Source organism: Nesterenkonia sp. AY15 (assembly GCF_022565855.1).
Lineage (GTDB): Bacteria > Actinomycetota > Actinomycetes > Actinomycetales > Micrococcaceae > Nesterenkonia.
This window is the reverse complement of record NZ_JAJOYV010000001.1, coordinates 225,596-239,755: the sequence shown is the minus strand read 5'-3', so window position 1 is coordinate 239,755 and position 14,160 is coordinate 225,596. Positions and strand designations below refer to the sequence as shown.

General features: G+C 68.3%; 12 protein-coding genes. 6 read left to right on the top strand and 6 right to left on the bottom strand.

All coding sequences use genetic code 11. The features are described 5' to 3' along the window. Positions 1-91 precede the first annotated feature (91 nt). The 4 genes from pdhA to LSI54_RS01075 all read left to right on the top strand — a co-directional run bounded on the left by pdhA (position 92) and on the right by LSI54_RS01075 (position 4,956). Positions 92-1,276, top strand: a complete 1,185-nt coding sequence (gene pdhA, locus LSI54_RS01090; protein WP_241477558.1) for a pyruvate dehydrogenase (acetyl-transferring) E1 component subunit alpha — start codon at positions 92-94, stop codon at positions 1,274-1,276. 3 nt (positions 1,277-1,279) lie between these two features. Next, positions 1,280-2,347: an alpha-ketoacid dehydrogenase subunit beta gene (locus LSI54_RS01085; RefSeq protein WP_241463766.1), complete on the top strand. Its 1,068-nt coding sequence runs from the start codon at positions 1,280-1,282 to the stop codon at positions 2,345-2,347. A 1-nt stretch (position 2,348) separates the two neighbouring features. Then, positions 2,349-3,893: a dihydrolipoamide acetyltransferase family protein gene (locus tag LSI54_RS01080; RefSeq protein ID WP_241477557.1), complete on the top strand. Its 1,545-nt coding sequence runs from the start codon at positions 2,349-2,351 to the stop codon at positions 3,891-3,893. Positions 3,894-4,005: 112 nt separating this feature from the next. After that, the gene (locus tag LSI54_RS01075) at positions 4,006-4,956 is read left to right on the top strand and encodes an urea carboxylase-associated family protein (protein WP_241477556.1); all 951 of its coding nucleotides are present in this window, start codon (positions 4,006-4,008) and stop codon (positions 4,954-4,956) included. 135 nt (positions 4,957-5,091) lie between these two features. On the opposite strand, the gene glpK is transcribed toward LSI54_RS01075, so the two are convergent. The 3 genes from glpK to LSI54_RS01060 form a co-directional block, all read right to left on the bottom strand. Further along, complete coding sequence (gene glpK, locus LSI54_RS01070) at positions 5,092-6,606, bottom strand: glycerol kinase GlpK (RefSeq protein WP_241463763.1); 1,515 nt, start codon at positions 6,604-6,606, stop codon at positions 5,092-5,094. Positions 6,607-6,685: 79 nt separating this feature from the next. Continuing rightward, positions 6,686-7,432: an MIP/aquaporin family protein gene (locus LSI54_RS01065; protein WP_241463762.1), complete on the bottom strand. Its 747-nt coding sequence runs from the start codon at positions 7,430-7,432 to the stop codon at positions 6,686-6,688. Between the two features lie 61 nt (positions 7,433-7,493). Next, positions 7,494-9,242 (bottom strand): glycerol-3-phosphate dehydrogenase/oxidase, encoded by a 1,749-nt coding sequence (locus LSI54_RS01060; protein ID WP_446740405.1) that lies wholly within the window; start codon positions 9,240-9,242, stop codon positions 7,494-7,496. A gap of 228 nt (positions 9,243-9,470) precedes the next feature. On the opposite strand from LSI54_RS01060, the gene LSI54_RS01055 reads away from it, so the two are divergent. Further along, positions 9,471-10,388, top strand: coding sequence for a sugar-binding transcriptional regulator (locus tag LSI54_RS01055; protein ID WP_241464422.1), 918 nt, complete (start codon positions 9,471-9,473; stop codon positions 10,386-10,388). 44 nt (positions 10,389-10,432) lie between these two features. Here the strand turns inward: LSI54_RS01055 and LSI54_RS01050 are convergent, their stop codons facing one another. The 3 genes from LSI54_RS01050 to LSI54_RS01040 are packed head-to-tail and all read right to left on the bottom strand — an operon-like array spanning position 10,433 to position 13,384. Further along, a complete protein-coding gene (locus tag LSI54_RS01050) occupies positions 10,433-11,314 on the bottom strand; it encodes a 3-hydroxyacyl-CoA dehydrogenase family protein (protein WP_241463761.1) in 882 nt (293 codons plus the stop codon). Then, positions 11,311-12,174, bottom strand: coding sequence for an enoyl-CoA hydratase/isomerase family protein (locus LSI54_RS01045; RefSeq protein WP_241463760.1), 864 nt, complete (start codon positions 12,172-12,174; stop codon positions 11,311-11,313). The genes LSI54_RS01050 and LSI54_RS01045 overlap by 4 nt, the downstream gene beginning before the upstream one ends. Before the next feature lie 4 nt (positions 12,175-12,178). After that, positions 12,179-13,384, bottom strand: a complete 1,206-nt coding sequence (locus LSI54_RS01040; RefSeq protein ID WP_446740404.1) for a thiolase family protein — start codon at positions 13,382-13,384, stop codon at positions 12,179-12,181. 123 nt (positions 13,385-13,507) lie between these two features. Here LSI54_RS01040 and LSI54_RS01035 point away from each other — a divergent pair, with 123 nt between their 5' ends. Next, positions 13,508-14,146 carry an HD domain-containing protein gene (locus LSI54_RS01035; RefSeq protein ID WP_241463759.1) on the top strand — a complete coding sequence of 213 codons (639 nt, stop codon included), beginning with the start codon at positions 13,508-13,510 and terminating at the stop codon, positions 14,144-14,146. The last annotated feature ends 14 nt before the right edge of the window (positions 14,147-14,160 follow it).

The following is a 14,160-nucleotide window of genomic DNA, read 5'->3' as shown; positions in this document are numbered from 1 at the left end:
GCAGTGGTCACGCGCGGGCGAGCTGGGTGACACTCGTACCGAGAGTGTGATGCACGACACCTGCACGAGAGACTTTTTAGGAGGACTCGCGATGACCAGCGAGACACGGGACGGGACCCCGATCCAGGGCTCCCACATCAAGGAGACGAGCAGCAGCTTCGGGATCACCCCGGAGCAGTACATGCTCCCGGCCGCCCAGCAGATCCGGATGCTCGGACCCGACGGGCAGCTGATCGCCGAGGAGGCCCAGGGCACCAGCCCCGGGCACGAATACCCGATCCCCGAGGACGACGCCCTGCTGGCCGCCTATGAGGCGCTGGTGGTGGGCCGCCGGGTCAATGACCAGAACTATGCCCTGGTCCGCCAGGGCCGGCTCGCGGTCTACCCCTCCTCCCACGGCCAGGAGGCATGCCAGGTCGGTGCCGCCCTTGCACTGGGCACCGGAGACTGGATGTTCCCCACCTACCGCGACACCGTCGCCACGATCACCCGCGGGGTGGACCCGCTGGAGGTCATGGTCTCCTTCCGCGGCGACTGGCACTGCGGCTATGACCCGCTGGACTACAAGATCTCGGCCATGTCGACGCCGCTGACCACCCAGCTGCTCCACGCCGTCGGCGTGGCCCACGCGGCGAAGCTGCGCGGCGAGGACACCGTGGTGCTCGCGATGTGCGGCGACGGCGCCACCAGCGAGGGCGACTTCCATGAGGCGCTGAACTTCGCCGCGGTCTTCGAGGTCCCGGTGGTGTTCTTCGTGCAGAACAACGGCTACGCCATCTCGGTGCCGCTCTCGGCGCAGACCGCTGCGCCTTCGCTGGCGCACAAGGCCATCGGCTACGGCATGGCCGGGGAGCAGGTGGACGGCAACGACATGGTGGCCGTGCTGGCCACGCTGCGCCGCGCCGTCGAGCTGGCCCGGAAGAACTCGATGCCGCTGCTGCTCGAAGCCATCACCTATCGGATGCAGGCCCACACCAACGCCGACGACGACTCCCGCTACCGCGAGTCCGCCGAGGTCGAGCAGTGGAAGCAGCGTGACCCGCTGCTGCGCATGCGCACCTTCCTCACCGAGCGCGGGGTCCTCGACTCCGACGCCGAGACCCGGATCAGCGGGAAGGCCGAGGAGGTCGCGGCCGCACTGCGTCTGGCCATGACCACCGAATCGGACATGGACCCGCTGGAGATCTTCGACCACGTCTATGCCGCCCCGACCGCCCAGCTGCGCGAACAGCGCGCCAAGCTGGCCGATGAGCTCGAGCGAAGCCAGGAGGGCTGACCCATGGCCACTGCCACCACCCCCGCGCCGGCCGGCGCCACCACCAAGCCCACCACCTTCGCCGCAGCGCTGAACACCGCGATGTCCGACGCCATGGAGGGCGACCGCTCGGTCTGCGTCTTCGGCGAGGACGTCGGCACACTCGGCGGAGTCTTCCGGATCACCGACGGGCTGACCCAGCGCTTCGGCGCGAACCGCTGCTTCGACACCCCGCTGGCCGAATCAGGCATCGCCGGCATGGCCATGGGCATGGCGATCAACGGGATGCGCCCGGTGATCGAGATGCAGTTCGACGCCTTCGCCTACCCGGCGCTGGAGCAGATCTTCAGCCACATCGCCAAGACCGCCAACCGGTCCCGCGGGCGGGTCCGCCTGCCCATGGTCATCCGGATCCCCTACGGCGGCGGAGTCGGCGGCGTGGAGCACCACTGCGACTCCTCCGAGGCCTACTACGCGCACACCCCGGGGCTGAAGATCTACACCCCGGCCACGGTCAGCGACGCCTACCTGATGCTGCGCGAGGCCATCGACTCCCCGGACCCGGTGATCTTCTTCGAGCCGAAGAAGCTCTACTGGACCAAGGAGGCCGTCGACCTCAGCGCACTGCGCACCCAGTACGAGGCCGCTGCGAACGATGAGTCCGCACCGGCGGCCGGGGTCGGGGCTGAAGGCCGCGCCGTCGTCGTCCGTGAGGGCACCGACGTCTCATTGATCAGCTACGGGCCCAGTGTGTCCACCGCGCTGAAGGCCGCCGCGGCCGCCGCCGAGGACGGGATCTCTGCGGAGGTCCTGGACCTGCGCAGCATCGTGCCCTTCGACGACGCCGCCTTGGAGGCCACGGTGACCAAGACCGGTCGCGCAGTGGTGATCGCCGAGGCGCAGGGCTTCGTCTCGGTGGCCGCCGAGATCGTGGCCCGGATCCAGGAGCGCAGCTTCCATTCACTGTCCTCCCCGGTCAAGCGGGTCACCGGGTTCGACATTCCATATCCATCGCCGAAGCTAGAGGAGCACCACCTGCCCAGCGTGGACCGCATCCTGGACGCGCTCGACGAGCTGCAGTGGGAGGACTGAGATGACCACTTTCAACCTGCCCGACCTGGGCGAAGGACTGACCGAGGCCACGCTGCTGAGCTGGCTGGTGGCCGAGGGCGAGACGATCGTGGTGGATCAGCCCATCGCCGAGGTCGAGACCGCCAAGTCCGCCATCGAGGTGCCCACCCCCTACGCCGGAGTGGTCACCAAGCTCCACGGCGCCGTGGGCGAGACCCTGATCGTGGACGAACCGCTGATCAGCGTGGGTGCCGAGGGTGAAGCCGGAAGCGGATCCGCCGCGGATGACTCCGCCGGCGCCGGAGCAGACGGCGCCGCCAACGGCTCCTCCGCGGGAGCACTGAGCTACCGCGAGGAGGAGCGCGCCGGCACGATGCCCGCCACCGGAGCGGCCACGGCCCCCGAATCCGCCGCTGACTCCGCGGAGGATGAAGGATCGGGCAATGTCCTGATCGGCTACGGCACCTCCACCTCGAAGAGCAGCGGGCGACGCCGCCGACGCAACGGCGCCTCCCGCCCGGCAGCCGCCGGCGGTGCCGCCTCCCCGGCGAGCGACGCTCCAGCCGTCACAGCTCCAGCGCAGAAGGCCCCTCGGGTGTCCTCGCCACTGGTGCGCCGACTGGCTCGCGAGCATGCCCTCACCCTGGGCGAGCTCACGGGCACCGGTCCGGAGGGGATGATCCTGCGCGCCGACGTGCTCGCCGCGATCGACTCCTCCGCCCAGGCAGCCCCTGCCTCCGCCGAGGCGGTCAGCTCTGCGCCTGCCTCGGCATCTGCGTCCGGTCCCACACAGCCCTCCGCGGGCTCGTCGAAGACCGGCGCACCCGCAGCGGCACCGGCACCGGGTGGCCTCGAGGTCCGCGAACGCGTCCCGATGTCGGGGATGCGCAAGGCTGTGGCCACCACTCTGACCCGTTCGCGCCGAGAGATCCCGGAGGCCACAGTCTGGCAGGACGTGGACATGACCGAGGTCCTCGCGCTGCGCTCCCGACTCAAGGCGCAGGCCGCCAAGGACGGCACCACCGCGCCGTCGCTGCTGGCGCTGCTCAGCCGGTTCGTGCTGGCCGGGCTCTCCCGCTATCCGGACCTGGCCACCAGGCTCGAGGACACGGCAGACGGCGCCCAGGAGATCGTGCACTACGACGGCGTGAACCTGGGCTTCGCGGCCCAGACACCGGCAGGGCTGGTGGTTCCGGTGATCCGGCACGCCGAGCGGCTCTCCGCCCGGGCGCTGCACGGGGAGATCTCACGGCTGGTCGGTGAGGCCCGCGAGGGCAAGATCTCGGGCAAGGAGCTCACCGGAGGCACCTTCACGGTGAACAACTACGGGGTCTTCGGCTCCGACGGCGCCACCCCGATCATCAACCACCCCGAGGTCGGAATCCTCGGCATCGGCCGGATCCTCGACCGCGCCTGGGCGGTGAACGGGGAGCTCGCAGTCCGCAAGGTCGCCACCTTGACCATCGCCTTCGATCACCGGGTGTGCGACGGCGGCACCGCCGGCGGGTTCCTGAACTTCGTGGCCACCTGCTTGGAGGACCCGTCCTCCGCGCTGGCGGATCTCTGAGGATCAATAGGCTGCACCATTGAGGGATGAGCAGAACGGGCCGGGGCCGACAACAGATGTCGGCCCCGGCCTCTTCCCTAGACTGGACCCTTCCCCGCGAGAAGGAGACAGCATGACCGGAGACCTCACCAGCGGAGAACCCGCGACCGCTGACCCCACCGTCCCAGACGCTGCGAGCGCACGGACAGCGAGGCCGCGCACCTACGATCAGCCCGCCGCGTATCAGTCGATCCCCTCAGGACCGCTGGACCCGGATCGCAGCTTCTATGACGCCGTGGCCTCCGCCGAGCGGACGCTGACCCGGGAGTTCGAGATCCCAGTCCGCTCCGGTCACGCCTGGGAGGTCAGTGCCGGGTCGATCGTGCGGATCAGCGCCATCGAGGGTCCGCAGGTCGGTGACCTGAACCTGTGGAACCTGCACAACCCGCGCGAACGGTTCTGGGCCGCCCGGACCCGGCAGCTGCAGCGCGCCTCGATGACCACCTATGACCGTTTCTGGTCCACACTCCCCCACCTGCGCCCGATGGCCACGGTGATCGGGGACTCCCTGGCCGAGCACCCCGACGCCGAGGTCATCCACGACCTGCTGGGCACCCGCTGTGACCCCTATGTCAATCGGATGCTCACCGGTGAGGACTTCGACTACCACTGCCACTCCAACCTCACCCGGGCCATCCACGGTCACGGCCTCACCGAGTACGACGTCCACGATGTGCTCAACGTGTTCCAGTTCGCAGGCCTCAATGAGAAGCGTGAGTACTTCATGGATGCCTGCCCCACCCAGCCCGGTGACTACTTCGAGTTCTTCGCCGAGATCGATCTGCTCTGCGCGCTCTCCACCTGCCCCGGAGGCGACCTCTCGGTGCACATGTGGGGACCCGATGCGGCGACCACCGAAGAGCAGCTCGAGCACTGTCACCCGCTGGGCGTGCAGGTCTTCGCCGTCGAGGAGGAGGCGCTCGGCGCCTGGAGGCCCCCGGAGACGGCGACGTACCGCGGCAGACGCGGGCGTCACGGGCTGGTGGCCACCCCACATCCCGGTCGAGGGTCCAGACTCCCCTGACACGTCGCCCTCGCTGCGGCGCCCCTCACCCGACGCACCTGACACGCAGACGGGCCCGCACCGATCTCAAGGGATCAGCACGGGCCCGTTCAGCTGCGCGCAGCTGTCTGCCGCTCGACGTCGGCTGCTTGAGTGCTACTTGACGTCCTCGTCCACCCAGTCGAACGTCCGGGTCACGGCCTTCTTCCAGAGACGCATCTGGCGATCACGCTCGGCGTCGTCCATCGACGGCAGCCAGCGCTTGTCCTCCGCCCAGTTGGTCGCCAGCTCATCGGTGTCGCTCCAGAAGCCCACCGCCAGGCCCGCCGCATAGGCCGCACCAAGCGCCGTGGTCTCGACCACCTTCGGCCGGATCACCGGGATCCCAAGGATGTCGGCCTGGAACTGCATCAGCGCATCGTTGGCCACCATCCCGCCGTCGACCCGCAGGTCCGCCATGTCGACCCCCGCGTCGGCGTTGGCCGCGTCGAGCACCTCGCGGGTCTGGAAGGCCGTGGCCTCCAGCGCGGCCCGGGCGATGTGGCCCTTGTTCACGAAGCGGGTGAGACCCACGATGACCCCGCGCGCCTCGCCCCGCCAGTAGGGAGCGAACAGCCCGGAGAAGGCGGGCACCACGTAGACCCCGCCGTTGTCCTCCACCGACTTGGCCAGCTCCTCCACCTCGGGTGCCGTCTTGATGAACCCCAGGTTGTCGCGCAGCCACTGGATCAGCGATCCGGTCACGGCGATCGCGCCCTCCAGGGCGTAGACCGGCTTGGCGTCGCCCAGCTTGTAGCAGACGGTGGTGAGCAGCCCGTTCTTCGAGTGGACGATCTCCTCACCGGTGTTGACGATCAGGAAGTTGCCGGTGCCATAGGTGTTCTTCGCCCCGCCCTTCTCGAACGCGGCCTGACCGAACGTCGCGGCCTGCTGGTCACCGAGGATCCCGGCCACCGGCGTCTCGCGCAGCAGCTGAGCGGTGTGGACCGTGCCGTAGACCTCCGAGGAGGACTTGATCTCCGGCAGCATCGAGCGGGGCACCCCGAAGGCCTTCAGGAGCTCGTCATCCCATGAGAGGGTCTCGAGGTCCATGAACATGGTCCGTGAGGCGTTGGTGACATCGGTGATGTGCACGCCGCCCTCGGTGCCGCCGGTGAGGTGCCAGGTGATCCAGGAGTCGGTGTTCCCGAAGTAGAGGTCCCCGGCCTCGGCCCTGGCGCGGGCACCTTCCACGTTGTCCAGGATCCACTTCACCTTGGTGCCGGAGAAGTAGGTCGCCAGCGGCAGACCGACCTTCGTCTTGAAGCGCTCCACCCCGCCGTCGGCGGCGAGCTCGTCCACGATCGACTGGGTGCGAGTGTCCTGCCAGACGATCGCGTTGTAGACGGGCTCTCCGGTGTGCTTGTCCCACACCACCGTGGTCTCACGCTGGTTGGTGATGCCCACCGCGGCGATGTCGTGCCGGGTCAGGTTCACCTTCGAGAGTGCGTTGCCGATGACTTCCCTGGTGTTGTTCCAGATCTCCATCGGGTCGTGCTCGACCCAGCCCGCCTTGGGGAAGATCTGCTCGTGCTCCTTCTGACCCGAGGACACGATGTTCCCGCTGTGGTCAAAGATGATGGCTCGACTCGAGGTGGTGCCCTGGTCGATCGCGATGACGTACTTCGACATGTTGTTCTCCTCGTTGAGTGTGCAGTCGGTGAAAGTTCCGATTACGGGCAGCAGCCGAGCCGCCCGCGATGCTTCTGCGCTATCCGTTCACGACGGGAAGGGTGACCATCATGGCCAGCAGACCGCCCAGAGCACCGCCGATCAGGGGGCCGAGAATCGGAACCCAGGCGTAGGACCAGTCGCTTCCGCCCTTGCCCTTGATGGGCAGCAGCGCATGGACGATTCTGGGCCCAAGGTCACGAGTCGGGTTGATGGCGTAGCCCGTGGGCCCACCGAGGGAGGCGCCGATGCCGACCACCAGCAGTGCCACCGCGAGGGGTCCGAGACCCGAAGGTGTACCCGCGAAGGCGATGATGACGAACACCAGCACGAAGGTGCCGATGATCTCAGTCATGAGGTTCCAGGGGGAGGACCTGATGGCTGGGCCGGTGGCGAAGACGGCCAGCTTGGCCCCTGGGTCAGGCTCCGCGTCGAAGTGCTTCTTATAAGAGAGGTAGCACAGGAAGGCTCCGATCATGGCGCCCAGCAGCTGCGCCGCGAAGTAGAGCACCACGTTGAGAGCCGACTTCTCGATGTCGGGGCCCAGCGTCTCGATGTCGCCGTTGACCAGCAGACCGACCGTGACGGCGGGGTTCAGATGCGCTCCGGAGAGCGCCGCGACGTAGACGCCGGCGAAGACGCCGAGCCCCCAGCCGAAGTTGATCATCAGAAATCCGCCGTTGTTGCCCTTGGTGCCTCGCAGGACGGCGTTGGCGACCACGCCACAACCGAGCAGCAGCAGCAGCATGGTGCCGAATGTCTCGGCGACGAAAGCTTCTAGAGACATCTTTGGCTCCTTTCGTTATTCATTTTTCAGGGGGTTCCCGTCGGGCTGCTGCCCGCCGGAGTCAGGCCACCAGATCCTTGAGCTCAACGGTGTGCCATTCACGCAGCACTCGTTGTGCGTCCTTGATCTCGGAGGCGATGGTCTCTGCGTCCCAGCCCAGCAGCGGAGCGAGGCTCTCACCCAGCTCGCTGAGCAGCTCGGCGGTGACGAGCCCGCGGAAGGCCAGGGAGGTGCGGCGGATCAGGACGTCGATCAGGTGGCCGATCTGCTCGTGCTCCACCATGTAGGCCAGCTCGCGCTGGCTCAGCTCAGGCGTCGAGTCGAGGTCCTTGTCCGCGCCGGCACGGAGGTGATCGATGACCTCCGCGGCACGGGTCCCGTACCGGGTCAGCAGCACTTCCACCCGCTCGGCGGAGAGGCCGTCTCGGGCGTGGGCCATGATCCAGGCCTTCTCTGCGGAGGGTGTCTTCGGGAAGTCGGCGCCGCCGCCGATGGCGAGCCCGGCGGTGCTGACCGTGCGGGGCTTGCCCAGGACTTCGAGCACATCATCGGTCAGGTGCTCGGAGAGCGCCCGGAAGGTGGTCCATTTCCCGCCGACCAGGCTGAGCGTGGTCACAGACTGTCCAGCGATCCGGTCCTCGCGCTTCTCGATGCGGTAGTCCCGCGAGACGAAGCCCGGCTGGGTCGCGTCGTGGCGGGGCAGCGGCCTGACGCCGGAGAAGCTGTAGACCACGTGCCCGGGCTCCACTGCGATCCGGGGGAACACCTGTCCGACCAGGTCGATGAAGTAGTCGACCTCCTCGGGGGTGCACACGGCGGGTTCGTTCACGTCGACGTCGATGTCAGTGGTGCCCACCAGCACTCGGTCCTCGATGGGGTAGATCAGCACGATGCGACCGTCGGTGTTCTCGAAGAACATCTCGCGACCCGCACAGGCGGCCAGCAGCTCGGGGTGATCGAGCACGATGTGGGAGCCCTTGGTGCCGCCCATGAAGGCGCTGGGCTCACCGAGGGACTCGTTGGTCCCATCGACCCAGGCCCCGGTGGCGTTGACGATCACGTCGGCGGTGAACGGGAACTCAGCTCCGGTGAGCTCGTCGCGGAGCATCACGGACTCCCCGCTGCGGCTCACCGCGCTGACGTAGTTCGTGGCCCGGACCTCCGGGTTGGCGTTGAGACCGTCACGCAGCACATCCAGGGTCATCCGCTCCGGGTTGTGCACCGAGGCGTCGAAGTAGGTGGCCGTGTAGCGCACGTCGGGACGCAGATCCGGGAGCTGCGCGAGGGATGCGCGGCGACCGGCGAAACGGTGCCGCGGGACCGCGCCGCCTGCGCGGGAGAACCAGTCATACATGGTCAGGCCCGCCTTGATCAGGAATGCTCCCCGTTCGCGAGGCTGCCCGTGCTGGCGGTGCGTGATGAACCGCAGCGGGGCGGCGAGGACCCCGGAAAAGGTGCTGAAGATGGGGATCGTGGTCTGAAGCGGCTTCACGTAGTGCGGGGCGGTCTTCAGCAGGCCATTGCGCTCGACCACCGATTCGCGAACCAGTCTGAACTCGCCGTTCTCCAGGTAGCGGATCCCACCGTGGATCATGTGCGAGGACGCCCCGGATGCTCCTTGGCAATAGTCGCCGCGCTCCACGAGCGCCACGTCCACGCCCTGCAGCGCCAGATCTCGGAAGGTGCCGACACCGTTGATTCCGCCGCCGATGATCAACACCGAAGCCCGCGGGGTCTCTCGGAGCTGCCGAACCTCTGCTCTCTCAGCGGGGATCCGGGTGTCGCCATTGGTCATCATTGTGTCGGCCATCACATTCTCCTCAGGGTGTCAGGTGCTACATCGGGGTCATCCGTGCGTATAGGTACACTCTTGAAACTTCGGGACAAATAGTCAATGGTGGTGCACAGACGTGCAGAATCTAGGGAAGGATTGATCATCAACACATCGCCAGGGGACGACAGATCTCAGCCCGCTGCACGTTCATCCACCGCGGAGTCCGCACGATCCAGGAGCGGCGATGCCCTGCGCGCGGCGCAGATGTACTACCTCCAGGACCTGACGATGAACGCCATCGCACGGGAGCTCATGACCTCGCGGTCCACGGTCTCCCGCCTGCTCTCGATGGCGCGTGACACCGGTCTGGTCGAGATTCAGGTCAATAATCCGGCGCACCGGGCACCGTCTCTGGAGAACGAGATCCGGCGACGCTTCGGAGTGGACGCCCATGTCGTGCCGGTCTCGGATCTGGTCAGTGATTCAGAGTCGCTGGACCGGGTGGCGATCCAGGCGGCCCGGACCATAGGCCCCCTGGTCGATTCCAATGCGATCATCGGCGTGGCCTGGGGCTCCACGCTCAGCGCCGTGAGCCAGCACCTGAGCCGGAGGATCACCCACGACAGCACGATCGTGCAGCTCAACGGGGCCGGGAACACCCAGACCACGGGGATCGCCTATGCCAGTGAGATCCTGCGCCGATTCGGTCACGCCTACGGCGCCCGCGTCGAGCAGTTTCCGGTCCCGGCCTTCTTCGATCACGCCGACACCAAGACCGCGATGTGGGCCGAACGCAGCGTGTTGAGGATCCTCGAGCTCCAGCGACGCATGACCATGGCGATCTTCGGGGTCGGCTCGACCAACTCCGGGATCCCCAGCCACGTGTACTCGGGCGGGTACCTCGATGAGGCGGACCTGCGCGCGCTGGACGCGGAGCGGGTGGTCGGAGACGTGGCGACGATGTTCTTCCGCGCCGACGGCAGCCACCGTGACCTGCTGATCAATCAGCGCAGCACGGGACCGGACCTGGAGCTGCTGCGACAGGTGCCGCGGCGGATCTGCATCGTCTCGGGTGAGGCGAAGATCAGCGGCCTGCGCGGGGCCCTGGCTGCCGGGCTGCCCACTGATCTCATCCTCGATGAGGCCACGGCGCGATGGCTGGTCCAGGATGCGTCGCGCTGATCCCGCCGCTCGCGATCTGGACCTGCAGGGTCAGGACCTGAGGATCAGGCCTCGGGATAGTCGTAGAAGCCCTTGCCGGACTTCTGTCCCAGCTCGCCTCGGGCCACCATCTCGCGCATCAGCTGCGGCGGAGCGAAACGCTCGCCCAGCTGGGACTCCAGGTATTCAGCGATCCCCAGCCGCACGTCGAGGCCGACGATGTCGGTCAGCGCCAGCGGCCCGATCGGGAACTTGTAGCCGAGCACCATCGCGTTGTCGATGTCGGCCGGAGCGGCCACGCCTTCTTCGACCATCCGGATGGCTTCGAGCCCGATCGCCACTCCCAGCCGGGAGGAGGCGAAGCCGGGTGCGTCCTTGACCACCACGGGCGTCTTGCCCAGGGCCTCGACCCATCGCGGGCTGAGCGCGGCGAGCTCTTCGCCGGTGCGCTCGGCGAGCACCACCTCCACCAGCTTCGAGGCCGGCACCGGATTGAAGAAGTGCAGCCCGCAGAACCTCTCGGGCCGCTGCAGGTGCTCCGCCAGCGCGGTGATGGACAGCGAGGAGGTGTTCGTGGCCAGCCAGGCCTCCGGGGTCAGCTGCGCCTCGGCCCGGCGCAGCGAATCGACCTTGAGCGCCATATCCTCGGGCACCGCTTCGACCACCAGGCCGCAGCGGGTGAACGCGGTGACATCGGCGGTGGCGGTGAGCCGGTCTGCCCAGCTCGCAAGCTCGCCGTCGATCTTCCCCCGGCTCAGCGAGGCCTGGAGATCCTTGGTGATCCGCGCGGCGGCGGTCTGGGCCGCTGCCTCTGAGACATCGACGACGACGACCTCTTCGGCTCCGGCGATGAGGAACGCATGGGCGATCCCAGCCCCCATCCGGCCTCCGCCGAGCACTCCGACGGTGGCGGGGAAAGGCTGTGTCGCTGCGGTCGAGGTGCTCATCCGTGGTCTCCTGATGTCTGTGCTGGCTTGGGATCGGCCTTCGCCGCGGTCTTCTCTGCGTCCTTCGCCGCGGTCTTGGCCTCGCGGCGGTCCAGGAAGGCCTGCATGCGTTCGAACTTGGCCTCGGACTCGAACAGGATCGCCTGGGCGAGGTTGTCGACCTGCGGGTGGGCCTCGCGCGGCATGGAGAAGACCTGCTTGCTGATTCGCACCGCAAGCGGGTCCTGTCTGCCGATCCGGTCCGCCAGGGCGTGGGCGGCGTCGAGCAGCTCTGCGGCGGGGTGCACCGCGTTGAGCAGCCCGTGGTCCAGGGACTCTTGGGCGTCGAGGATGCGCCCGGCGAGCAGGATCTCCTTGGCGACGCCCTCACCGGTGAGCTCACGCAGCCGCCAGAGCGCCCCGGCGGCCGGGATGATGCCCAGCCCGGTCTCGGGCTGGCCGATCTTCACCGCAGGGGTGCCGAGCCGAAAGTCGGCGGCCCAGGCCAGTTCCGCGCCACCGCCGAGGGCGTAGCCGTCCAGTGCGGCGATCACCGGCATGGGCAGCTTGGCCAGGCGTTCGAAGGCGGTGGAGTTGACTCCGCGCAGCGCGTCCGCGCGTCGTCGGTCTCTGAGCTGTCCGATGTCAGCCCCGGAGGCGAAGATGCCTTTGCCGCCGGACTCGGTGCCGGAGAGGATCAGCACCTTCGGGTGGTGCTCCAGGTGTGCGCAGACCGCGTGCAGCTCGGTGATCATGGTGGCGTCGATGGCGTTGCGGACCTCGGGGCGGTCCAGCTGGGCGTGCAGCCGGTCCGCGGACTCGGTGATCGTCAGCGTGCTGAAGTCCGCTGCGTCGAGCAGCGTGGGATCTGGTGCGCTCATGGGCTCAGGCCTTCTCCAGCAGCAGCGCGGCGCCCTGGCCGACGCCCACGCACATGGTGGCGAGCCCGCGGGCCACGCCTTCGTCCTCCATCCGCCGGGCCAGGGTCAGCACGATCCGGCAGCCGGAGGAGCCCAGCGGGTGGCCCAGCGCGATCGCTCCGCCGTCGGCGTTGACCATTCCGGGGTCCAGGCCGAGCCGGCGCATGCTGGCAAGGGACTGGGTGGCGAAGGCCTCGTTGAGCTCCACGGCGCCGAGGTCCGCGATCCCCCAGCCGGCGCGGTCCAGCGCCTTAGCCGTGGCCGGGACCGGGCCCATGCCCATGATCTCCGGCGCGAGTCCTGCGCTGGCACCGCCGGCGATGCGCGCCCGCGGGGTCAGCCCGTACTTCTGCACGGCGGCCTCGGAGGCGACGATCACCGCGGAGGCGCCGTCGTTGAGCGAGGAGGCGTTGCCCGCGGTGACCACGGAGCCGCCGGCGACCACGGGGCGAAGCCCGGCGAGGGTCTCGGCGGTGATCCCGCGTCGGGGGCCCTCGTCGGTGTCCACCACGGTGATCGCACCCTTGCGTCCGGGGACCTCGACCGGGGTGATCTCCCGGGCCAGCCGGCCGGCGTCGATCGCGGCGAGCGCGCGGCGCTGGGACTCGACGGCGAAGGCGTCGGCGTCTTCACGGGTGACGCCTTCGACCCGGGCGACCTCCTCGGCGGTCTCGGGCATGGAGAAGGTGCGCTTCTCGATGGCCTGGAACTTGGGGTTGGGGAACCGCCAGCCGATGGAGGTGTCGACCACCTCTCCGGGCTTGCCGAAGGCGGTGGTGGGCTTGGCCATCACCCAGGGGGCGCGGGACATGGATTCGACTCCCCCGGCGACGACGATGTCGGCGGCTCCGGCGGCGATCATGTGCTGGGCCTGGGAGATCGCGCTCATCCCGGAGGCGCAGAGCCGGTTCACGGTGATGCCCGGAACGCTGTCCGGGAAGCCGGCGAGCAGCCACGCCATCCGCGCGACGTTGCGGTTCTCCTCCCCGGCGCCGTTGGCGTTGCCGAGGATGACCTCGTCGACGTGGGCCGGGTCGATGCCGGATTCCTCGACCACCTGGCGCACCACCAGGGCGGCGAGGTCATCGGGACGTACCGAGGACAGAGCGCCGCCGTAGCGGCCGACGGGAGTGCGGGTGCCGGAGACAAGATATACAGGGCTGATCGCCACGTCATGCGCCTTTCACAGGAATAACTGACCGATCGTTCACCTGTCACTCTTCCATGAGTGCACTGTGTGGTCAATCACAGCATGATCCCCGGCCGACCCCCACCCTGGTCCACAATGGGGAACATGAGCGAAATCATTGCAGGCATCACCATTCCCGACTCCACGATGGCGCGCGAGGCGACCGAGCTGGTCCGCGACGTGGCCGCCCCGCTGGTCTTCCACCACTCTCGCCGGGTCTACCTCTTCGGGTCGCTGCGCGGCGAGGAGCTGGGCACCAGCGCAGACCCGGAGCTGCTCTACATCGGCGCGATGTTCCACGATCTGGGGCTCACCGAGACCTACCGGCGGACCGACCAGCGATTCGAGATCGACGCCGCCGATGAGGCCCGCCGCTTCCTGCTCAGCCATGGCATCGCCGCGGAGGACGCGCAGAAGGTGTGGAACGGCATCGCGCTGCACACCACCCCGGAGATCCCGCTTCACATGGATCCGGAGGTCGCGCTGGTGACCCGTGGGGTCGAGCTCGACGTGCTGGGCCTGGGCTATGACGCGATCACCGATGAGCAGCGGGCCGCCGTCGTCGAGGCCCATCCCCGGCCGGACTTCAAGAATCAGATCCTCGCGGCGTTCACCGAGGGGCTCAAGGACCGCCCGGAGACCACCTTCGGCAACGTGAAGGCCGATGTGCTCGCCCATTTCATGCCCGGCTTCGAGCGCGGGGACTTCGTCGAGGTCATCCGCAGCTCGCCCTGGGCCGAGTGAGCGCCGGCTGATCC